General features: G+C 68.1%; 18 protein-coding genes. 7 read left to right on the forward strand and 11 right to left on the reverse strand.

The features are described from left to right. The first annotated feature begins 13 nt into the window (after positions 1–13). Positions 14–1948, forward strand: coding sequence for a flavin-containing monooxygenase (locus NK1_RS14030; protein ID WP_157104264.1), 1935 nt, complete (start codon positions 14–16; stop codon positions 1946–1948). A 60-nt stretch (positions 1949–2008) separates the two neighbouring features. Here NK1_RS14030 and NK1_RS14035 read toward each other — a convergent pair whose 3' ends face one another. The 11 genes from NK1_RS14035 to NK1_RS14085 all read right to left on the reverse strand — a co-directional run bounded on the left by NK1_RS14035 (position 2009) and on the right by NK1_RS14085 (position 14979). Beyond that, the gene (locus NK1_RS14035) at positions 2009–3544 is read right to left on the reverse strand and encodes a long-chain-fatty-acid--CoA ligase (RefSeq protein WP_063008967.1); all 1536 of its coding nucleotides are present in this window, start codon (positions 3542–3544) and stop codon (positions 2009–2011) included. Between the two features lie 96 nt (positions 3545–3640). Further along, positions 3641–4051 (reverse strand): hypothetical protein, encoded by a 411-nt coding sequence (locus NK1_RS14040; RefSeq protein ID WP_063008968.1) that lies wholly within the window; start codon positions 4049–4051, stop codon positions 3641–3643. Position 4052: 1 nt separating this feature from the next. After that, complete coding sequence (locus tag NK1_RS14045; RefSeq protein ID WP_310408485.1) at positions 4053–5144, reverse strand: phosphotransferase family protein; 1092 nt, start codon at positions 5142–5144, stop codon at positions 4053–4055. A 25-nt stretch (positions 5145–5169) separates the two neighbouring features. Further along, a complete protein-coding gene (locus tag NK1_RS14050) occupies positions 5170–5976 on the reverse strand; it encodes an SDR family NAD(P)-dependent oxidoreductase (RefSeq protein WP_063008969.1) in 807 nt (268 codons plus the stop codon). Beyond that, positions 5973–7115, reverse strand: coding sequence for an acyl-CoA dehydrogenase family protein (locus NK1_RS14055; protein ID WP_063008970.1), 1143 nt, complete (start codon positions 7113–7115; stop codon positions 5973–5975). Before NK1_RS14055 ends, NK1_RS14050 begins: the two co-directional genes overlap by 4 nt. 2 nt (positions 7116–7117) lie before the next feature. Beyond that, positions 7118–9256: a 3-hydroxyacyl-CoA dehydrogenase NAD-binding domain-containing protein gene (locus tag NK1_RS14060; protein WP_063008971.1), complete on the reverse strand. Its 2139-nt coding sequence runs from the start codon at positions 9254–9256 to the stop codon at positions 7118–7120. 65 nt (positions 9257–9321) lie between these two features. Beyond that, positions 9322–10533: an acetyl-CoA C-acetyltransferase gene (locus tag NK1_RS14065; protein WP_063008972.1), complete on the reverse strand. Its 1212-nt coding sequence runs from the start codon at positions 10531–10533 to the stop codon at positions 9322–9324. A gap of 107 nt (positions 10534–10640) precedes the next feature. Continuing rightward, entirely contained in the window at positions 10641–12209 is a 1569-nt protein-coding gene (locus tag NK1_RS14070) for an AMP-binding protein (protein ID WP_063008973.1), read from the reverse strand. Positions 12210–12258: 49 nt separating this feature from the next. Further along, positions 12259–13248 carry a DUF7064 domain-containing protein gene (locus NK1_RS14075; protein ID WP_063008974.1) on the reverse strand — a complete coding sequence of 330 codons (990 nt, stop codon included), beginning with the start codon at positions 13246–13248 and terminating at the stop codon, positions 12259–12261. 52 nt (positions 13249–13300) lie between these two features. Next, the gene (locus NK1_RS14080) at positions 13301–14158 is read right to left on the reverse strand and encodes an enoyl-CoA hydratase-related protein (RefSeq protein WP_063008975.1); all 858 of its coding nucleotides are present in this window, start codon (positions 14156–14158) and stop codon (positions 13301–13303) included. Beyond that, the gene (locus tag NK1_RS14085) at positions 14155–14979 is read right to left on the reverse strand and encodes an SDR family NAD(P)-dependent oxidoreductase (protein WP_063008976.1); all 825 of its coding nucleotides are present in this window, start codon (positions 14977–14979) and stop codon (positions 14155–14157) included. The genes NK1_RS14080 and NK1_RS14085 overlap by 4 nt, the downstream gene beginning before the upstream one ends. Positions 14980–15246: 267 nt before the next feature. Between NK1_RS14085 and NK1_RS14090 the strand changes: the two genes are divergently transcribed. The 6 genes from NK1_RS14090 (at position 15247) to NK1_RS14115 (ending at position 21301) form a co-directional block, all read left to right on the forward strand. After that, positions 15247–16431, forward strand: coding sequence for a lipid-transfer protein (locus NK1_RS14090; RefSeq protein ID WP_063008977.1), 1185 nt, complete (start codon positions 15247–15249; stop codon positions 16429–16431). Continuing rightward, complete coding sequence (locus tag NK1_RS14095; RefSeq protein WP_063008978.1) at positions 16431–16886, forward strand: MaoC family dehydratase N-terminal domain-containing protein; 456 nt, start codon at positions 16431–16433, stop codon at positions 16884–16886. Before NK1_RS14090 ends, NK1_RS14095 begins: the two co-directional genes overlap by 1 nt. After that, positions 16883–17299 carry a MaoC/PaaZ C-terminal domain-containing protein gene (locus tag NK1_RS14100; protein WP_063008979.1) on the forward strand — a complete coding sequence of 139 codons (417 nt, stop codon included), beginning with the start codon at positions 16883–16885 and terminating at the stop codon, positions 17297–17299. Before NK1_RS14095 ends, NK1_RS14100 begins: the two co-directional genes overlap by 4 nt. A gap of 54 nt (positions 17300–17353) precedes the next feature. Next, a complete protein-coding gene (locus tag NK1_RS14105) occupies positions 17354–18598 on the forward strand; it encodes a TetR/AcrR family transcriptional regulator (protein ID WP_084460912.1) in 1245 nt (414 codons plus the stop codon). 37 nt (positions 18599–18635) lie between these two features. Beyond that, positions 18636–19415, forward strand: a complete 780-nt coding sequence (locus NK1_RS14110; protein WP_063008980.1) for an SDR family NAD(P)-dependent oxidoreductase — start codon at positions 18636–18638, stop codon at positions 19413–19415. 680 nt (positions 19416–20095) lie between these two features. Further along, a complete protein-coding gene (locus tag NK1_RS14115; protein WP_063008981.1) occupies positions 20096–21301 on the forward strand; it encodes a cytochrome P450 in 1206 nt (401 codons plus the stop codon). Positions 21302–21336 lie beyond the last annotated feature (35 nt).

Here is a 21336-nt window from a genome sequence, read left to right on the forward strand (position 1 = left end):
CGAAGGACACGACTTGAGCCCGACCATGCCACCGAACCCCGATCTCGACCGCGCCACCGTGCACGCCGCCGTCACCGCGGGCAACATTCCCTGCCTGCTGCCGGTGATCTACCAGCTGACCGGCGAGGAGAAGTGGCTGTCGGCGCCCTACGTCCCCGCCGCCCCCAAGGGGTACGAGGAACTGAACTCGGGCGGACTCGATCCGGCCATCCAAGCCGAGATCCACCAGGCGGCCACCGACGCAATCCTCGACTGGAGCAAGGGCAAGCCGATAGCGCGGCCCGCACCGACCGGCGACGAACTCGCCCGCCTGATGAGCACCGTCATGGGCGAGCCGATCCCCGAGACCTACTCCCCCATGATCGCCGAACAACTCGGCTTCACCCCGTTCGAACCCGCCGACATCGGGGCGCTCATCGAACACGACCGGCCCGGCTTCGGCGTCGTCATCGTCGGCGCGGGCATCTCCGGCCTGGCCTGCGCCATCCACCTCGACAAGGCGGGCATCCCCTACACCGTGTTCGAGCGCAACGACCGCATCGGCGGCACCTGGTGGGAGAACACCTATCCCGGCGCCCGCGTCGACATCCCCAGCGATCTGTACTCCTACTCGTTCCGGCCCAAGAACTGGACAGAAAACTTCGCCCGCCGCGACGAGATCTTCGACTACCTCGAGGATGTCGCCCGCGAATCCGGCGTGCTCGACAAGATCCGGCTGCGCCACCTGGTCGACAACGCCGTCTGGGACGACCAGGCCCGGCAGTGGGTGATCTCGGTGACCGGACCCGACGGCGAGCGACAGGAACTGCGCGCCACCGCGCTGGTGACCGCTGCCGGCCTGCACAGCACCCCCAATATCCCGCAGTTCCCCGGCACGGACGATTTCCGCGGCCAGATCGTGCATGCGGCGCGCTGGCCCGAGGCCATCGACCTCACCGGCAAGCGGGTGGCGGTCGTGGGCACCGGCGCCGCCGCCATGCAGCTCGTCGTGGCCATCGCCGACCAGGTGCAGAGCATGGTCGTGCTACAGCGTCAGCCGCAATGGATCGCGCCCAACGAGAACTATTTCCAGCCCTCGCCGCACTCCAAGCACTGGCTGTACGACAACATTCCCTTCTATCGCGGCTGGTACCGGTTCCGGCTGTACTGGCTCTACACCGAACGCACCTACGCCGCCCTGCCGGTCGACCCGCAGCGCGAGGCCAAAGGCAAGCTCGTCAGCTCGCTCAACGACGCGTATCGCGCCTACCTGACCCAGTATCTGGAGCAGCAGCTGGCCGGGCACGAGCAGTTGCGCGAGCAGACGCTGCCCACCTACCCGCCGTTCGGCAAGCGGCTGCTGATCGACAACGGCTGGTTCACCACGCTGGTGAAGCCGCATGTCGAACTGCTCACCGACACTGTCGAGCGGCTGACGCCGGCCGGGCTCGTCACCGCAGGCGGCGAGGAACGCGAGATCGACGTGCTGATCTTGTGCACGGGCTTCCAGCAGCAGCGCTACCTGTACCCGATGGACATCCGCGGCCGTGACGGCATCGCGCTGCGCGAGCACTGGGACGACGACAACGGACGCGCCCATCTGGGCATCACCACGCCGGGCTATCCGAACCTGTTCTTCCTCTACGGCCCGAACACCAATCCGCCGGGCGGAAGCTTCATCACCATCGGTGAGGCGCAGGTCCGTTACGTCGTCGAGGCGATCAGCCGCCTGGTCACCGACGACCTGGCGACCCTGGAATGCCGCCAGGATGCCTACGACCGGTACAACGAAGAACTCGACGAGGCGAACTCCCGCATGGTGTACGCCATGGACGGTGTGAGCAGCTACTACCGCAATTCCAGCGGACGAGTGGTGACCAACTCCCCGTGGCCGGTCGTCGAATACTGGACACGGACACAGCAGCCCGAACCCGCCGACTTCGTGGCGACGCCGCGCGGTACGGACTGAGCTGTTCGGCACGGCCGGTGCGGTGAGTTCACCGCGCCGGCTCGTACGCCCGGTGCCGCCTCAGTTGATGCGGCGATCCATCCCCTGCCAATAGGGTTCGCGTAGATCGCGCTTGAGGACCTTGCCGACCGCGCTGCGCGGCAGCGCGTCGACGAACGTCACGGAGACGGGACATTTGAACTTCGCGAGGTTGGCCCGGCAGTGCTCCAGGACCATCTGCTCGGTGACGGTCGCGCCCGCGGCGGGAACGACCACCGCGACAGGGCTCTCACCCCAACGTTCGCTCGGCACGCCGATGACCGCCACGTCGGCGATGCCCGGCATCTCGAACAGGATTTCCTCGATCTCGCGGGGGTAGATGTTCTCCCCACCGGAGACGATCATGTCCTTCACCCGGTCGGAGATGAACACGAAACCCTCGGCGTCGCGATAGCCCGCGTCGCCGGTGTGCATCCACCCGCCCGCGAGCGCGGCCCGGCTCGCCTCCCCCAGTCCCCAGTAGCCGTCCATGAGATGCGGGCCGCGGACCACGATCTCACCGACCTCGCCGACCGGGAGCTCCGCACCGTCGCGTCCGATCACGCGGACGGCGGTCCCGAGCACCGGACGTCCCGCCGAGGCCAGGATGTCCGGGCGGCCTGCCACGGCCCGGCGATGGTCCTCGGGAGCCAGAATCGTGGCCACCGCGGTGGTTTCGGTCATGCCGTAGGCCTGGGCGAAATCGCAGCCGAACACCTCCATCGCCCGCTTGACGAGCTCGACAGCCATCGGCGCCGAGCCGTAGACCACCAGCTCCAGCGCCGAGAAGTCCAGCTGCGCGGCGACGGGATCGTCGATCATGGCCTGGATCATCGCCGGGGCCAGGGTGAGCAGCTGGATGCGGCGCTCGGACATCGCCCGCAGCACCTCGGTCCGGTCGAAATCGCGCACCACGTGCACCGAGCAGCCGCCCGAGGTGTAGGCCAGGATCTGCAGCGCGGCGCCGGCGTGGAACAGCGGCATGACGCAGAGCGTGGCTCGGCGCACCGAGCTCAGCGCCAGCTGGATCTGCAGGGCGTTCGTGCAGGCCGCCCGGTGCGACACCATGGCGCCCTTGGGTTTTCCGGTGGTGCCGCTGGTGTACATCTGGTGGTAGATCGCCTCGGCAGGCACATCGCGGTCGATCGCGTCGTCCGGGGTCGCGGCGACCTCCTCGGCGAACCGCAGGCGCGACGGGCTGTCGTCGCGGATGACCGACGCCGTGATACCGGGGACGGCCCCGGTCAGCGCCTGCGCGTAGTCCTCGTGGACGACGGCCAGGCGGCACCCGGCGTCCTCGACGATGTATTTCCACTCCTGGGGCGCCAGCCGGAAGTTGAGCGGCACCGGCACCACTCCCGCGCGCGACGCGCCGAAGTACAGCGCGATCATCTCGAGCGAGTTGCGCTCCAGCAGGCAGAAACGCTCGCCGGGCCGCAGTTCGCCGGCCAGCCAGTTGCCGACCCGGTGGGTCCACCGGCGCATCTCGTCCCAGGTGAGACTGCGGCTGCCGTCGGTCACATAGACCTCGTCCGGGAACCGTTCGGCCCAGTGGTCCAGCAGTTCGTGGACGCGCATCTGCGCCCTCCTCCGATAGTCGAAAGCCGGGCCGCCCGGCGGTAGGTGATCAGATCACGAGGGGGTGACTCCCCCAGCCGCGCTGGATATTCCGGGTCAGATCGGCAGTCCGGCGCGCAGGCCCACCGAGATCTGTTCGGCGACATCCCTTTCCGAGAACTCCAAAACGGATTCGACGAGCCCGGCGCGCGGCGCGCCATCGCGGTAGGCCTCACGCAGGACGTCGGAGACGTGGCGGCGGCGTGCGCGCAGAGCGTCGACCCCGGCGTGGACATCGCCCGCCGGCGCGAGCCCGAGGCGCGTCGCCAGTGCCTCGGTGCGCTCGCAGGTCTGCGCGAGTGCCGCCTGGTCCCAGGAGATCCGCTGGGTGAGGTTGTCGAGCTGCTCGAGCACCGCGGCGAGTTCCTGACGGGCGGTGCCCTCCGGCACCGCGGGCGCCACGCGGTGGCCGAGGGTGTCCTTGATCGTGGCCAGCAGCCCGGTCAGATCGGTCGAATAGACGGTCATGTCAGTGTCCCCATTCTCCGTCGCGCAGCATGGTGGTCAACCAGCCGACGCTGTAGTAGACGCTGTGGGCCATGTTCGAGTACCGCAATTCGTCGCGGTCGCCACGCTTGTAGACATCCACGGCCTGCAGGCAGCCCACGGCCGTCTTGACCAGCGATTGCACCGACCACCAGGTGAGCGTTTCGGAGCTCGGCCGCCAGCCGCCCGCTCGCTCGTACTCGTCGAGGAACGGCTCGAGTTCGATCAGCTTGCACAGCAGCGGTGAGCGGCCGCGCGAGGTGCGCTGCGCGAACCAGGCGATATCGGCGACCGGATCGGAGAAGTGTGCGGTCTCCCAATCCAGCACGCCGGAGATGGATCCGTCCTCGATCACCAGATTGCCGATCCGGAAATCGTTGTGCACCAGGCTCACCCGGCCGGACACGGTGCCGGCGCGGTGGTCGAGCCACGCGCAGGCCAGGTCGAGCACGGGGATCGGGATGTCGGCCACCTCGCGGTAGGCGCGGGCCCACTTGTCGTTCTCGATCCGGCCGGTGTCGGCGCCGCCGGGCACCGGCCCGAGCATGTCCAGCCCCATCGAGGCCGGATCGGCGCTGTGCAGACGGGCCATCTCCCTGGCCACCTGCCGTCCGAGATCCGCGCGCACGGCGGCGTCTGGGATCAGGCGCGAGACGTTGTGCGGCATCGGGATAATGCCCGGCACCTTCTCCATCACGAAGAATCCCCGGTCACCGTCACGCTCGCCGCGGTGGGCGAGCACAGCGGGCACCCGCATCCCCGCCCGGTCGGCGGCCTGCAGCAAGCCGACCTCGCGGTCCACGTCGTAGTCGTCGATGATGCCGCTGACCGGCTGGCGTTTGACCGCATAGGTCGCGCTTCGCCGGTCGGCGCCTGCGGTCCACTCGGCGGTGACCAGGTAGGTCTCCCACGAGTTGCCCTCGCCGCGCTGGTCGATGTCGATCAAGCGCAGAGTGTTGTTCGCCGACAATGCGGTGTCCAGCGATGCGGTCAGCTCGGCGAAGAAGTCTTCGGGCTCGCCGACGGTGGTTCCCCCGTTGTCGGGGGTGCGGTCTGCCTCGGCCACGGTCGTCACGGAAACCTCACTCGTGTCTCGGTCGTCAGAAGATCGTCGGGTTCGGGCCGCCGCCGTCGACGACCAGCCGTTGTCCGGTCACATAGCCGGAGTCCGGCAAGACCAGGAACGCCACCGTGCCCGCGACGTCCTCGGGACGGCACACCCGCCCGAACGGCGAGTCGGCGTCGAGATCGCCGATGTCGGCGCCGCGCGACGCGGAGACGAGTCGTTTACCCATCTCGGTGGCGATCAGACCGGGGGCCACGATATTGGCGTGGATGCCGTAGCGGCGTTCCTCCCGCGCGATGGTGCGCACGCAGGTCTCCATCGCCGCCTTGGCCATGGTGTAGGGCGCGGAGTTCGGCGGGGCCGACGTCGTGGTGTTGGAGGAGATCATCACGATGTCGCCCCGGCCGACCGCACCGGACGCGGCCTTGCGCATATCCGGCAGCACCTGCTGGATCAAGGCGATCGGGCCGAACGCGTGCACGTGCATGAGCTGCAGAAAATCTGCCTGCGGCGTCGAGGCGACGTCCTGGCCGCGGCTGGCCGAACCGGCATTGCTGACGATCAGATCCACCGGGCCGAGATCGGCGCGGATGGCGGTCACCATCTCGGCGACGGCCGACTCGTCGTCGATCGACGCCCGGTAGGCCGCCGCGCGACCGCCCGCCGCGACGATCTGCTCGACCACCTCGTCGGCGGCCGCCGCGTCGCGCCGGTAGTTCACCGCCACCGCGGCGCCGTCGCGGGCCAGCCGCAGCGCGACCGCGCGACCGACGCCGCGCGAGCCGCCGGTGACGAGTGCGGTCCGTCCGGCGAGCGGGCCCGCCTGCGATGCGCTGGTCATCCGGCCACCACCGCGCGGCCGACGAGATCGGTCATCACTTCGTTCGCTCCTCCGTAGATTCGCTGGATACGCGCGTCGCGCCACATCCGTGCGATGGGGTATTCCTCCATGTAGCCGTAGCCGCCGAACATTTGCAGGCAGCGGTCGAGCACACTCCACTGCAGTTCGGTGGCCTTGTATTTGGCGCCGGCGGCCTCGGCGGCGGACAGTTCGCCGCGGTTGAGCGCGGTGACGCAGCCGTCGATGTAGTACTGCAGGATCTTGACGTCGGTGTGCATGTCGGCGATGGACATCCGCACCGACTGCAGGTCGGCCAGCGGCGCCCCGAACGCGACGCGCGAGCGCACATGGTCCAGCGCCAAGCTCAGCCCGTGCGCTGCCGAAGCCACCGCCGAGACCGCGATCGAGAGCCGCTCGCGCGGCAGATTCGCGATCGCGGAGCCGAAGCCGCGCCCCGGTTCACCGAGGATGTTCGTGACCGGGACCCGGCAGTCGGTAAAGAACAGTTCCGCCGTGTCCTGGGCCTTGCGCCCGATCTTGTGCATCGGCTTGCCACGTTCGAATCCCGGTGTGCCGTACTCGACTCCGACCAGCGAGGTGCCGCGCCCGTCTCGTTCGCCGGTGCGTATGAGCACGATCGCCAGGTCGCAGGTGGCGCCGCTGGTGATGAACGTCTTGGCGCCGTTGATCACCAAGTGGTCGCCGTCGCGAACGGCGCTGGTGCGGATCGAGGCGAGGTCCGAGCCCGCTCCCGGTTCGGTCATCGCCAGGGCGGTGACGCAGTCGCCGCGGGTGAATCTCGGCAGCCAGCGCTGTTTCTGCTCGTCGGTGGCCAGGTCGCGCAGGTAGGGGACGATGATGTCGTTCTGCATGCTGAACGTGTCGCCTGCCATGCCCGAGCGCACGACTTCCTCGGCCATGACGGTGTTGTAGCGGAAGTCGTCGATGCCCAGGCCGCCGTATTCGGGATCGAATTCGAAACCGAGGAAACCACATTCGGCCACGCTGGTGATGAACCCGCGATCGACGGTGCCCGCCTGCTCCCACTTCTCGACGTTCGGCACGGCCTCCCGGTCGAGCAGTGCGCGGAAGGCCGACCGGAACGCCTCGTGCTCGTCGGTGTACAGCTCTCTGCGCATACTCACCGCTCCGTCAGCGAGGCGGGCGGGGTGAACCGCGCGCCGTATCGGTCGGCCAGTTCCTGAGCGCGCGCGACGAATGCGGCGATGCCGCCCGGGTAGCCCGCGACGAACTGGCTGGTGCCGCCGGTCCAGGTGGGGAAGCCGATGCCCAGCAGCGAGCCCACATTGGCGTCGGCCGTCGAGCGCAGAATGCCGTCGTCGTGGCAGCGGACGGTTTCGAGCACCTCGGCGAAGAGCAGCCGATCGCGAAGCTCGGTGAGGTCGGCCTGCAGCTCGGTACGCGGGAACTGTTCGGCCAGACCAGACCACAGCCCCGCCCGCTTGCCGTCGACGTAGTCGTAGAAGCCGGCGCCGGCGAGGCGGCTGGGCCTGCCCAGTTCCTCGACCATCGTGGTGAGCACCGCGTCGCCGGGGTGGGCGGCGAGCTCTCCGCCGTTCTGTTCGGCGACCTCACGGAACTGACCGCGGATCTTCAACGGCAACGACAGGGTCAGTTCGTCGAGCAGCGCCAGCGTGCCCACCGGGTAGCCGGCCTGCAGGGAGGCCTGCTCGATGGACTGCGGATGGACGCCCTCGCCCACCATGGCGGCAGCCTCGACCAGGCGCTGCAGGATCACCCGGCTGGTGAAGAAGCCGCGGCCGTCACCGACGACGATCGGGGTCTTGTGCATCTGCAGGGCGATGTCGAAGGCCTTGGCCAGGGTGGCGTCACTGGTCTTGTCGCCGACGATGATCTCGATCAGTTCCATGCGGTCGACCGGCGAGAAGAAGTGCAGGCCGATGAAGTCCTCGGGGCGCGGCAGATCGCGGGCGAGATCGGTGATCGGCAGCGTGGAGGTGTTGGATGCCAGCACCGCGTCGGGGGCCACCACGTCGAGCACCTCGGCGAAGACCTTGCGCTTGAGATCGGGGTTCTCGAACACGGCCTCGATCACCAGATCGGCGCCGGCGAGATCCTGCACGGACGCGGTGGGGGTGATGAGTTCGAGGATCGCGTCGGCGTCCTCGCGGGTGCGGCTGCCCTTCTCGACCTGCTTGCCGAGCACCTTGCGGGCGTAGTCCTTACCGCGCTCGGCGGCGGCGAGATCGACGTCCTTCAGTGCCACCGTCATGCCGACGAGCGCGCACGACAGTGCCACGCCCGCGCCCATCATGCCCGCGCCGAGCACGGCGGCGAAGGTGGCACGGTGGGTGGGAAAATCCTCCGGCCTGCTCGCGCCGGACTTGATGACCTGCTTGTCGAAGAAGGTGCCCTGGATGATGTTCTTCGCGACCGGGCCGGTGACCAGCTCGACGAAATAGCGGGTCTCGATCGCCGAGGCGGTGTCGAAGTCGACCTGGGTGCCCTCGACGGCCGCGCACAGGATATTCGCCGGGGCGGGCATCGGGGCGCCCTTGTGGCGGTTGCGCAGCGCGGCGGCGCGCACCGGCAGCACGGCCTCGATCGACGGGGTGTTGGCGGTGCCGCCAGGGATCGACTCGCCGCGGTCCCACGGCTGGGTGGCGCCCGGATTGGCCGAGATCCATTCCAGCGCTGCGGGAATCAGCGCCTCGGCGTCGGGGACGACGCGGTCGATCAGTCCGAGCGCGACCGCGTCACCGACACGATAGGTGGTGCCGGGCAGCAGAACCTTGTCCAGGGCGGTGTCCAGGCCGAGCAGCCGGACGGTGCGCACCACGCCGCCACCGCCGGGCAGCAGGCCCAGGGTGACCTCGGGCAGACCGATCCGGATAGACGGCGCGTCCACGGCGACGCGGTGGTGGCAGGCGAGCGCGATCTCGAGTCCACCGCCGAGCGCGCTGCCGCCCAGCGCGGCGACCACCGGAACGCCGAGAGTCTCGAGCTTTCGCAGCATGGCCTTGGCGCCGTTGGCGAAGGCGGTCAGTTCGCCGGCCCGCTCGGCGGTGGTGGCGAGCAGATCACCGAGATCGCCGCCGGCGAAGAAGGTCTTCTTGGCCGAGGTCAGGATCACACCGGTCAGCTCGGAGCCCAGCCCGGCCAGCCGGTCCAGGGCCGCGGCGAAGGAGGCCGACCAGGCCGCGGTCATGGTGTTGACCGACTGGGCGGGGTCGTCGAAAGTCAGGACCACGACGCCGGATTCGGTCTGCTCCCAGGTGATGGTGTCGGGGGTGGTCACAGCGTCGGCCTCGCTCGAAGAGTTGTCGGAATTCTGGTGGGGAGATGTCTGGGCCATCGGTGCGTTCACACCCGCTCGACGATCGTGGCGATGCCCATGCCGCCGCCCACGCACAGCGTGATCAGTCCGCGGCGCTGATCGCGGCGTTCGAGCTCGTCGACGACGGTGGAGATCAGCATGGCGCCGGTCGCGCCGAGCGGATGGCCCATGGCGATCGCGCCGCCGTTGACGTTGAGCTTCTCGTGCGGAATGTCGAGGTCCTTCATGAAACGCAGGGCGACCGAGGAGAACGCCTCGTTGATCTCGAACAGGTCGATGTCGTCGACGCTCAGACCCGCGACCTCGAGCGCCTTGCGGCTGGCCGGGGCGGGGCCGGTCAGCATGATGGTGGGATCGGAGCCGCTCACCGCGCCGGCGACGATGCGGGCGCGCGGGGTCAGGCCGAGTTCCTTGCCGATCGCCTCGTTGCCGATCGCCACCAGCGCGGCGCCGTCGACGATGCCCGAGGAGTTGCCGCCGGTGTGCACGTGGTCGATGCGCTCCACCCAGTGGTATTTCTGCAGCGCGACCGCGTCGAACCCGGCCTGCGTGCCCAGCGCGGCGAAGGCGGGCTTGATCTTGCCCAGCGATTCGAGGGTGGTGCCGCGGCGGATGTGCTCGTCGTGGTCGAGGATCGTCTGACCGTTGCGGTCCAGCACCGGCACGATCGACCGCGCGAAACGGCCCTCGTCCCAGGCGGTCGCGGCGCGCCGCTGCGATTCGACGGCGAACGCGTCGACGTCCTCACGAGTGAAGCCCTCGAGGGTGGCGATCAGGTCGGCGCCGATGCCCTGCGGAACGAATCCGGTGGTCAGGTTGGTCTCCGGGTCGTTGGCCCAGGCACCACCGTCGGAGCCCATCGGCACCCGGGACATGCTCTCCACACCGCCCGCGAGCACCAGCGATTCCCAGCCCGAGGCCACCTTCTGTGAGGCGGTGTTGACGGCCTCGAGCCCGGAGGCGCAGAACCGGTTCATCTGCACACCGGCCACCGTGTCGGGCAGTCCGGCGGCAAGCGCGGCGATGCGCGCGATGTCGGCGCCTTGGTCGCGCAGCGGGCTGACCACGCCCAGGATCAGGTCGTCGACACGCTTGGGGTCCAGGCTCGGATTGCGGTCCTGGAGCGCGCGCAGCAGACCGACGACGAGCGAGATCGGCTTGACGCCGTGCAGGGCTCCGCCCCTGCCGCGACCTCGCGGGGTGCGGAAGGCGTCGTACACGTACACGTCATGAGGCATTGGGTGATCCTGTTCTGGGTGAGGGCCGCGCTCATGGGGCGGGGCTTCGGTCTGCGGCGCCCGCGCCGAGGTGGCGCGCTGTGAGTGGAGCAGTCGGTGGGTGACGGTCAGCCGGCGGCCGCGGACGATTCCGTCGTCTGCCAGTAGGCATCGCGCAGCGGTTTCTTGTACAGCTTTCCGGTGGGCAGCCGGGGCATCTCATCGATGAAGTCGAACGATTTGGGGCACTTGAACTTCGCGAGGTTCTCGCGGCAGAACGCAGCCAGTTCGGCGGCCAGGTCCGCACCGTCCGCAGCCGGATCGACGGCCTGGATCACGGCCTTCACGGCCTCACCGAAATCATCGTCGGGGACGCCGAAGACGGCGGCGTCCATCACCTTCGGATGGGTGACGAGCAGATTCTCGATCTCCTGCGGGTAGATGTTCACCCCGCCGGAGATGATGACGAACGCCTGACGGTCGGTGAGATACAGGAATCCGTCCTCGTCGAGGTAGCCGATGTCGCCGATCTTGGACATCGTCCCGGTGGCGTCCTTGGCCTCGGCGGTCTTGCCCGGATCGTTGAAGTACTCGAAGCCGCTGCCCGCACCGCGGAACCAGATGGTTCCCGCGACGCCGGGCGGGCACTGGTTGCCGTCCTCGTCGAGGATCACCGGCTCGCCCATGAACGGCCTGCCGACGGTTCCCTTGTGCGCCAGCCATTCCTCGGGTGTGCAGCCGCACATGCCGTTGGCCTCGGTGCCGCCGTAGTACTCGTAGATCACCGGGCCCCACCACTCGAGCATGGCTTCTTTGACCGCGACCGGGCACGGCGCGGCGCCGTGCACCACGACCTCGAGCGAGGAGACGTCACGGGCGCGCTTGTCTGCGGGCAGCTTGAGCAGGCGGGAGAACATGGTCGGCACGACCATCGAGTGGGTGATGCGGTGCTTCTCGATCAGTTCGAGGTACATCTCGGCGTCGAATTTCTGCATCACGACGACAGTGGCGCCCAAGCGCAGGCTGATCGCGACCGTCGACTGCGGACCTGAGTGGTAGAGCGGTGCGGGCGAGAGGAAGCGCATGCCCTCGCGCAGGTGGAACAGTGTGCGGCCGAAGTCCTCGATCTCCAGGATCTGGCCCGGATGCGCGTCGGGCAACAGGCGTTTGATCGCCTTGGGCTTGCCGGTGGTGCCGGAGGAGTAGAACATCGGGGTGCCGAGCCGTTCGTGCTCCCCTGGCTCGGGGCCGAACGCGGCGACCGCCGCGCGGTAGGACTCGTACGGTCCGGTCAGTGCGGGCGAGCCGGGTTCGGCGTCGACCATGAGCCAGCGGCTCACCCGCGTACACAGTTCGGGAAACTCTTGCGCGACAGCAGCTTTCGCCACCGTGGTGATGACCAGTCTGGACTGCGAGTCGTCGATGATGTAGGCGGCCTCGGCGGCCGAGAGGAACGAGTTGACCGGGGTGTAGAACAGCCCCGACCGTTCGGCCGCCGACATCGCGACGATCATCTCGAGGTGGTTCTCCATGAACAGCGCGATGTGGTCACCCGGCGCCAAGCCCTCGGCGCGCAACAGCGCGGCCAGCCGGTTGGCCCGTGCGTCGAGGTCCGCGTAGGTCAGGACCTCGCCGCTGGGGGCCATGACGATGGCTGGGCGATCGGGATGTTCGACGGCGTGGCGGCCGGGATACATGGGTGTACTCCTCGAAGGCTGTTCGGTCGGGGTGGTGCGGCGTGACTGCCTACGGGCGGATCGGACGCAGGAACTCGGCGACCGCCCAGCCGCCGTGTCCCTCGGCGAGGTCGACGGTCATCTGGCCCATCCGCACGGCGCGGTCCTCGGTGCGCTGGGTGACCGGGACGAAGTGCCGGATGGCGCCGTCGACGAGGATCGTCGGCAGACCCTCGGCGGTGATGATGCCGACGTGGCGTCCCGAGTAGGTGGATTCGCCCGCGTAGTCGGTGTGCACGAGGTACTCGGTGATCGGGTGCGCGACACCGTCGGTGGTCAGCACCGCGCCGGCCGACACCCGCACCCCGGACTTCTCGTACTCGCCGTACGCGCTGAACGCGGTGCCGTCCGCCAGCCAGCCCGCCACCCATTCACCGGTGTAGGAAGCCCACTCGCGCGGCCCCCACGAGTGGTCGCGGAACGAGGTGACCTTGTCGAGCACCCAGGTCCGGTTGCCGACCCGGATGGTGCCCGACAGGTGCCCGAACTGCTCGTAGTGGTCGGAGGCGATCGTGGAACTGCCCGGGGTGCAGTCACCGTCACCGTCGCTGTTGATCACGAACATCGGGCTCGACGCCTCGTAGGACAACGAGATCTCGCATTCCTCCGACGGCGCGTTCTTCAACGCGATGCGGCCCTGCTCGGCCATCAACGACGGATGGACCACCCGCGCGACGGTGTTGCGGTAACGGATCTCGGCCTTGCGGGTGGGTTCGGTGAAGGTGATCTCGAGGCCCTGACCGGAGAAGTCGTCGTTGGTCTCGCGCGGGGTGCGCCCGGCCCGGAACGCGATGGCCCCACCGGGCAGGGTCAGCTGCACCGAGGTCTCGCTGTAGCCGAGGTTCGGCCGGTTGCCGATCCGGACCAGCCCGCCGAGCTGAGAGACCGGATCGACGAAGTTGAAGTAGACGCTCTCATTGAAGTTGGGGATGCCCGCGAAGTCGTGGGTCCCCTCCGCGTCGGCGCCGTACTTACAGACAGTGAACGGTTCGTTGGTCATCGTGCTCCTCGATGCAGGCTTACAAGCGGCGGGACGGGCCGTCGGGATGGACTCAGAACTTCTCGGCCGGGGACGGATCGAGCGGCGGGAACACCGCGGGGCGGTGCTCGAGGAAGGACATGATTCCTTCGCGGGCGTCCGCCGAGTCGACCCTGCCCGCGTACGCGCGGGATTCGTCCGCGGCCGCCGGACCGGGATGGGAGTACTTCCACGCGGAGGCGAGCAGCCGCTTGGACAGCGCGACCGAGGTCGGCGAGGTGTCACGCACGAACTGGTTCGCGTACTCCATGGCCACGGTCATCACCTGATCGGCGGGGATCACCCGGGTGAGGTAGCCCGCTTCGTAGGCCTCGGCGGCGTCGAACACGCGACCGGTCAGGATCCAGTCGGTCGCCCGGCCGATCCCGACCAGCCGGGGCAGGAACCACGACGACGCGCCCTCCGGCACCACGCCACGTCGATTGAACACGAAGCCGAACCGGGCCTTTTCGCTGCCGATGCGGATGTCCATCGCCGCGGCGATCGTCGCCCCGCCGCCGATCGCGTGCCCGTTGAACGCGGCGATCACCGGCTTCTGCATGGCGAACAGCCGCTCGCTGATCCGGCCCGCGGGCTCGCGGTAACCGGTCGGGGTGTGGCCGTCGACGTCCTCGGCCAGCGCCTTCGACAGCGTCGCCGGGCCGTCCAGCGCCGCGCCCAGAGAGAAGGCCTCCCCGGCGCCGGTCACGATCACCGCGCGCACCGCGGGATCGTGGTCGGCACGATCGAGTGCGCGCAGCAGGTCCACCAGCATCGGGACCCGGAACGCGTTGCGACGCTGCGCGGCGTCGAGGGTCACCACGGCGATGCCCTCGGACGCCTCGTAGCGCACATCCTCGTACTGTTCGGTCACGGTGGCGGCCTCGGTCACAAACCGCCGCCGCAGACCAGGGTCTCGCCGGTGATGTAGCTCGACTCGGGGCTGCACAGCAGGTAGACCGCGCCCGCGGCCTCCTCGACGGTGCCCGCCCGGCCGAGCGCGATCTGCTTGGTGGCCGCCTCCATCACCGCGGGGTTCACCCCGACCTTGATGTCGCGCTCCTCCACCTTGATGGTCTTCTCCTCTGTGGTCACCGAGGTCAGGCGAGTGTTGATCACGCCGTAGGCGACGGCGTTGACGGTGACGTTGTAGCGACCCCACTCCTTGGCGATCGCCTTGGTCAGACCGACCATGCCCGCCTTGGCCGAGGAGTAGTTCGCCTGGCCCGCGTTGCCCTGCAGACCGGAGGTGGAAGAGATGTTCACAACCTTGCGGCACGGCACGACGCCCGCCTCGCGCTCCTTCTTGACCGCGGCGCTGATGACCGGCTGCGCGGCGCGCAGGATGCGGAACGGAGCGGTGAGGTGCACGTCGATGATGTCGTTCCACTGCTGGTCGGTCATCTTCTGGATGACGTTGTCCCAGGTGTAGCCGGCGTTGTTGACGATGATGTCGATGCCGCCGAAGTGGTCCACCGCGGTGGCCACGAACCGATCGGCGAACTCCGGGTCGGTGACGCTGCCGAGGCAGACCACGGCCTGACCGCCCAGCGCCTCGATCTCGGCGACGACCTCCTTCGCCGGCTCCGGATCGAGATCGTTGATCACGACCTTGGCCCCTTCGAACGCCAGCTTCCGCGCGACCGCGCGCCCGATGCCACGGCCCGAGCCGGAAACCAACGCAACCTTGTCCTGCAGTTTCTGCACGCTCACGTGCTGCCTCCTGAGATTTGCCGCCATAGGCGCGACACCGGGGAATCGGCGTCGACCTGCGCGAAATAGTTCGTACCGACAATCTGTGACTGCGGTCACTGGGGTGAATACTAACTTCAGCTCACTTGGCCGTCAATGCCGGATTTCTTCAGGCAGAATGCGGCATTTGTTAGTCATGAATATGTATAGTCCATGTCAGGCCCGACGGTGCGCACGTCCCTCGGGCGCACACTCCCTCGACACAACCCCTCGAGCAAGGACAGACCCATGACTAACGTCTGTATCAGCGGCGTCGGAATGATGCCCTTCACCAAACCCGGAAAGAGTGAGACCTACGACCGGATGGGCGCCGCGGCGACCATCGCGGCCCTGCAGGACGCGGGCATCGACTACGGCGATGTCCAGCAGGCCTATGTGGGGTACGTCTACGGCGACTCCACCTCCGGGCAGAACGCCCTCTACGAGGTCGGTATGACCGGCATTCCGGTGGTGAACGTCAACAACAACTGCTCCACCGGCTCCAGTGCCCTCTGGCTGGCACGCCAGGCGGTCGCCTCCGGCACGGCCGACTGTGTGCTCGCCCTCGGCTTCGAGCAGATGCAGCCGGGCGCCCTGGTCAACGCCTTCGGCGATCGCCCGAGCCCGACCGAGCGCGGCGAGAACATCGCGGCCTCGCGACCCGGCGGCGACGAGCCGGCCCCGATGGCGGCGAAGATGTTCGGCGGCGCGGGCGTGGAATACATGTCGCGCTACGGCGTGACTTCCGAGATCTTCGGACGTGTCTCGGTCAAGGCGCGCTCGCACGCGGGCCGCAACCCGCTGGCGGTGTTCCGCGACCCGATCGACCTGGCCACCGTGATGGGCTCGAAGCAAATCTGGGGACCGCTGACGCTGCTGATGTGCTGCCCGCCGACCAACGGCGCGGCCGCCGCGATCGTGTGCAGCGAGGAGTTCGCCCGCGCCCGCGGCCTGGACGCGAGCATCCGTGTGAAGGCCCAGTCGTTGGTCACCGATGTGGCAGGCACCTTCGAGACCACCGACATGATGAAGGTGGCCGGCTACGACATGACCGCCAAGGCCGCCGCCGAGGTCTACGAACAGTCCGGCATCGACCCGCTCGACATCCCGGTGGTCGAGCTGCACGACTGCTTCAGCACCAACGAGGTCATCACCTACGAGGGCCTCGGCCTCACCCCCGAGGGCACCGCGGAGAAGTTCGTCCTCGACGGCGACAACACCTACGGCGGCCGCGTCGTAACCAACCCGTCCGGCGGCCTGCTCTCCAAGGGCCACCCCCTGGGCGCCACCGGCCTGGCGCAGTGCGCCGAACTGGTGTGGCAGCTGCGCGGCCAGGCCGGCGATCGCCAGGTCGACGGCGCGCGAATCGCATTGCAGCACAACCTCGGTCTCGGCGGCGCCTGCGTCGTGACCCTGTACGAGAAGGTGGGCTGATGTCCCTCGATCACGCAATCCTCGATGTCGTCACTCCGCCGGTGATCGCCGACATCGAACGCGGCCGGATCAAGCAATTCGCCATCGCGATCGGCGAGCAGAACCCGATCTACCGCGACCGGGACGCAGCGATCGCCGCGGGCCATCCCGATGTGCTCGCCCCGCCAACCTTCCTGTTCGGCCTCGAACTCGAGAACTCCCCTGTCTTCGACGATCTCGCCGCCCATGGCGTCGACCTCGGCACCGTGCTCCACGGTGAGCAGCGATTCCGATACTTCGCCGATGTCCACGCCGGAGACCGGGTGCAGTTCGACTCGGCCTACGTCGACGCCTACTCCAAAGCGGGTGGCGCGCTCGACTTCCTGGTCCGCCGCACCACGGTGACCAGGGACGGCGCGGTCGTGGCCGAACTCGAGAGCGTCAGCGTCATCAAGAACCCCGGAGGCACCTCGTGAACTCACCCGCCCTCGCCACGACAACGTCTGTTCCGGAACTGCGTCCCGGCGCCGTCTCCCGCACGACGCTGGCCCTCTTCGCCGGCGCCTCGGGCGACCACAACCCGATCCACATCGATATCGACTCGGCACGGGCCTCGGGCATGGACGACGTCTTCGCCCACGGCATGCTGTCGATGGCCTACCTGGGCCGGCTGCTCACCGACTGGGTGCCGCAGAGCCGCATTCTCGAACTGTCCACCCGATTCACGGCGATCACACCGGTTCTCGCCGAACCTGTGTTCCACGCCGAAGTCACCGGCATCGAGACCGTCGACGGCGAACAGCGCGCCCATCTCGACCTGACCGCCGAACTCGCGGACGGGACCAAGACGCTGGCCGGAAAAGCAGTCGTGTCGTGGCCAGGGGCATGACATGCCCGAGATGCGAAAATAGCCGCATGATCGCGCCCACAGGGAAGAGCTGACATGTCACGACCGACGGCGACGCCGACGACGAACACTGACACCGACGGGCACTTCGCGAGCCTGCCCACGCGAGGTAGCCAGCGCACCGAGCAGATCGCACGGGCCGCCGCGCGTCTGTTCCAGGACTTGGGATACCAGAACGTCAGTATCGACCAGATCGGCGCCGCCGTCGGCCTGACCGGGCCCGCGGTCTACCGGCACTTCAAGGGCAAATACGCCATCCTGGTACGCGCGCTGCAAGGCCAGACCGACATGGTGGCCGAACTCGAGAAACATGCGGACAGGATGGGTTCGACTCCCCGCGAGCAACTCGACGTGTTCCTCGAAGGGCTCAGTGATCTGACGGCCAACGGCGACGAGGCGACCTTGTGGCGGCGTGAGCGTCGGCACCTGCTTCAGGCCGAATACGAGTTGTTCAGCGGCTACTTCACCGCCAACCGGGACTACATCGCCTCGAAGATCACCGCCCTGAATCCGGCCGTAGACGACCGCAAGGCCGAATTGCTCGGCTTCGCCGTGCTCACCATGTACTCGAACACGCCCGATATCCGCGGCCATCTGTCACCCGAGCGGTTGATGGAAATCCAAGCGGCCCTGGCCGAGACGATCATCGACTGCCCGTTGCCCGACATCGCGCCGGACGCGGTCGCACTGCCTCCCGCCGTGCCGCGGCGCCCTGCAGGACGACGCGAGCGCATCATCGAGGCCTCCACCAGGTTGTTCGAGGAGCGCGGCTTCTACGACGTGCGCATCGACGACATCGCCAAGGCCTCGGAGATGTCGGTGGCCACGCTGTACCAGCACGTGACCGGCAAAGGGCAGGTGTTGCGCGCCATCCTGGAGCGAGGCGCCGAAGGGCTGCTCTACACGACCGCCGATGCCCTGGCGCACGCGACCGACGCGCGCGAGGTGCTCGACGCGCTCATCCGCACCTACATCAGACAGGCGCTGGGTGTGCACGGCCGGATCATGCAGATTCTGGCCACGGACCTGCTGTACCTGTCCGACGAGGAACAATCCGCTATGCGCGAGACCCAGCGCGAGTACGTCGCCGAGTGGGTGCAGGCCATCTGCGAACTCGCACCCGCCCTCACGACCGCGGACGCCCGCGCACTCGCCCAGGCGGTGATCGGCGTCGTCACCGACATCTCGCAGCTTCCGCAGTTCCGGCAGCGGCCCGGGATCGCCGAGGAGCTCACCGCCCTGGCGACCGCGATGGTGTTGCCGCAGAGCCTCATTCGATGAACATCCACTTATTCCCTCCGATAAGGGGACCCCAGCAATGTCAGAGACAGCACGGCGTCATGCCGTAGTCGTAGGTGGCGCTTCCGGCATCGGCGCCGCGATCGCCCGCGCACTGGCCGCGGACGGAGCGACGGTCACCGTCGCCGACCGCAATGCCGACCAGGCCCGCGCACTCGCCGACGAGCTCGGCGCGGGCCACGACTCCGCCCGGGTGGAGATCACCGACGAGGACTCCGTCCGCGAGCTCTTCGAGACGGCCCGCTCGGCTCACGGACGGGTCGACATCGCCGTGAACAGCGCCGGCGTCAGCGCCGCGGGCGCGGTCGCCGATCTGCCCGTCGAGAAGTTCCGCCGAGTCGTCGATGTGTGCTTGACCGGTGCTTTCCTCGTTGTCAAACACGCGGCCCGCGCCATGGAGGCGGGCGGCGTCATCATCTCGCTGTCCTCGCTCAATGCCCGGCAGCCGGGAACCGGGATGGCGGCCTACTGCTCGGCGAAGGCCGGTCTGGCCATGCTGACCCAGGTCTCCGCACTCGAACTCGCCCCGCGCGGCATCCGGGTCAACGCCATCGCCCCCGGCATCGTCATGACACCGTTGACCAGCCCCTCGATGAGCGTTCCCGGCCTCGAGGACGATTACATAGCCAACACCCCGCTGGGCAGACCGGGCACCCCGGAGGAAATCGCCGACGCCGCGGTCTACATCGCTCGCGCCGCGTGGCTCACCGGCGAGACCCTCGACATCAACGGCGGCGCACACCTGGTCAAGTACCCGGACCTGCTCACGCATTTCCAGCGCGCACGCGCCTCCGCCTGACAACGCCGCGCCGAGCGCGGTCCGAATCGTAGTGAGCTGCCGCCGCAGCGGGCCACCGCTGCGGCAAATTCGATGCTGCGGCGATTCGACGCCGCAGCGATCGGACGGCCGCGCGATCGAGTGCCTTTCGGACGACTCAGGAGCGTTCGGAGCAACCCTTGGGCGACCGCTGCCCGAGCTGTCGGTATTCCGCTGCGCCACCCCCCACCCGACCCCTGTCTCGGGCCCGATCGCAGGCGCGAGGTGCCACGTACTGTCCCCCCTTCCAACGCGTCCACAGCGACAACCGGAAGCCGTCAGTTCATAATCTGTATTAACACCATCGGCCACACAGCCGTTTGCCGGGCCTGGAGCAGCCGATCGGAAGGGCGAGGAACGACTACCGAAGATCGGTCGTTTCACCGCGAATTATGTTTTCTTACAGCACTTTTGCTGACACGCATCGGCCACTCCCGGCAGTGTGAGCGGCTGCGTACAAGATTTATCACCAGTCCCCATTGACGAGTCGTTCGCGACATGCCACGATATGAGCGCTAACACACTCTGTGCCCTCCGTCACATTTCACCGGATGGGCGAGCTCTCCCGATTCCCCCGGATCACCGGGAGGCTCTCAGTTCGTCATCGAGCGGCGCCGGCCCCCGACGGCCCACGGAACACCGGCCCCAACGAAGGAGCAGTAATGACAACGCAACCCGCCGAAGCAGAGGTCGCCACCGAGGACCTCGCCTCGTTCCCGTTCCGTCGCGAGTGCCCGTTCTCGCTGTCGAAGCAGTACGAGTCCTACTCCGACGACGCGCTGCGCAAGGTCGACTTCAAGGGCACGCCCGGCTGGCTGGTCACCGGTTACAACAACGTCCGCTCCGTGCTCGCCGATCCGCGCACGAGCGTCCGCGGCATCGACGACTCCTCCCGCGGCGACGCGGGCGACCAGGCCGTGCCCGGTTTCTTCGTCGCCATGGACCCGCCCCAGCACGACGATCTGCGCCGCATCCTGGCCAAGGAGTTCACCCCGCGCCGGATGGCCGCCATGCGCCCGGCCATTCAGCGCATCGCCGACGAGCTGATCGACGCCATGCTGGCCTCCGAGGGTCCGGTGGACCTGGTGGACGCGCTGGCCCTGCCGCTGCCCTCCCTGGTGATCTGCGAACTGCTCGGCGTCCCCTACGACAAGCACGATTTCTTCCAGGAACGCACCCGGGCCGTGCTGGCCCCGAACAGCACTCCCGAGGACGTCGAGGCGGCGATCGGCGCGGTCATGATGTACCTCGCCGAGCTGGTGACCATCAAGCAGGCCGAGCCTGGCGACGACCTGATCAGCCTGCTGGTCAAGCACATCGACTCCGGTGCGCTGACCGTCATCGACGTCGCGGGCATGTCGACCTTCCTGCTCATGGCCGGGCACGAAACGACCGGCAATATGATCGGCCTCGGCCTGTTCTCGCTGTTGGAGCACCCCGACCAGCTGGCCGAGCTGCGCAACGATCCCCAGCTCATGCCGCAGGCGGTCGAGGAACTGCTGCGCCACCTCGACATCATCGGCAACCTGCCCCGGACCGTCACCGAGGACATCGAGATCAACGGCCAGAAGATCGCCAAGGGCGAGCTGGTGATGATGTCCACCGAGGCGGCCAACAAAGACGCCGACGTCTTCGACGACCCCGAACGCTTCGACATCCACCGCGACGCCAGCCGTCACATGACGTTCGGCCACGGCATCCACACCTGCCTCGGCGCTCCGCTGGCCCGCCTCGAACTGGACATCGTGTTCACCACGCTGCTCGAGCGGATCCCCACGCTGCGCCTGGCGGTGCCCGCGGCCGAGGTCAAGGTCAAGTTCGCCAGGATCTTCGGACTCGACGAATTGCCCATCACCTGGGATCGCTGACAGTTATCGCCCTCGTGTCATGGAAGGAACGTGTC

The sequence above is a fragment of the Nocardia kruczakiae NBRC 101016 genome, assembly GCF_001612965.1.
Lineage (GTDB): Bacteria > Actinomycetota > Actinomycetes > Mycobacteriales > Mycobacteriaceae > Nocardia > Nocardia kruczakiae.

Coding starts and splice junctions, on each gene's coding strand:
- NK1_RS14035 (WP_063008967.1), bottom strand. CDS start 3,544: ATGCGCGTCCACGAACTGCTGGACCACTGGGCCGAACGGTTCCCGGAC.
- NK1_RS14040 (WP_063008968.1), bottom strand. CDS start 4,051: ATGACCGTCTATTCGACCGATCTGACCGGGCTGCTGGCCACGATCAAG.
- NK1_RS14050 (WP_063008969.1), bottom strand. CDS start 5,976: ATGACCAGCGCATCGCAGGCGGGCCCGCTCGCCGGACGGACCGCACTC.
- NK1_RS14055 (WP_063008970.1), bottom strand. CDS start 7,115: ATGCGCAGAGAGCTGTACACCGACGAGCACGAGGCGTTCCGGTCGGCC.
- NK1_RS14065 (WP_063008972.1), bottom strand. CDS start 10,533: ATGCCTCATGACGTGTACGTGTACGACGCCTTCCGCACCCCGCGAGGT.
- NK1_RS14070 (WP_063008973.1), bottom strand. CDS start 12,209: ATGTATCCCGGCCGCCACGCCGTCGAACATCCCGATCGCCCAGCCATC.
- NK1_RS14075 (WP_063008974.1), bottom strand. CDS start 13,248: ATGACCAACGAACCGTTCACTGTCTGTAAGTACGGCGCCGACGCGGAG.
- NK1_RS14090 (WP_063008977.1), top strand. CDS start 15,247: ATGACTAACGTCTGTATCAGCGGCGTCGGAATGATGCCCTTCACCAAA.
- NK1_RS14095 (WP_063008978.1), top strand. CDS start 16,431: ATGTCCCTCGATCACGCAATCCTCGATGTCGTCACTCCGCCGGTGATC.
- NK1_RS14105 (WP_084460912.1), top strand. CDS start 17,354: ATGTCACGACCGACGGCGACGCCGACGACGAACACTGACACCGACGGG.
- NK1_RS14110 (WP_063008980.1), top strand. CDS start 18,636: ATGTCAGAGACAGCACGGCGTCATGCCGTAGTCGTAGGTGGCGCTTCC.
- NK1_RS14115 (WP_063008981.1), top strand. CDS start 20,096: ATGACAACGCAACCCGCCGAAGCAGAGGTCGCCACCGAGGACCTCGCC.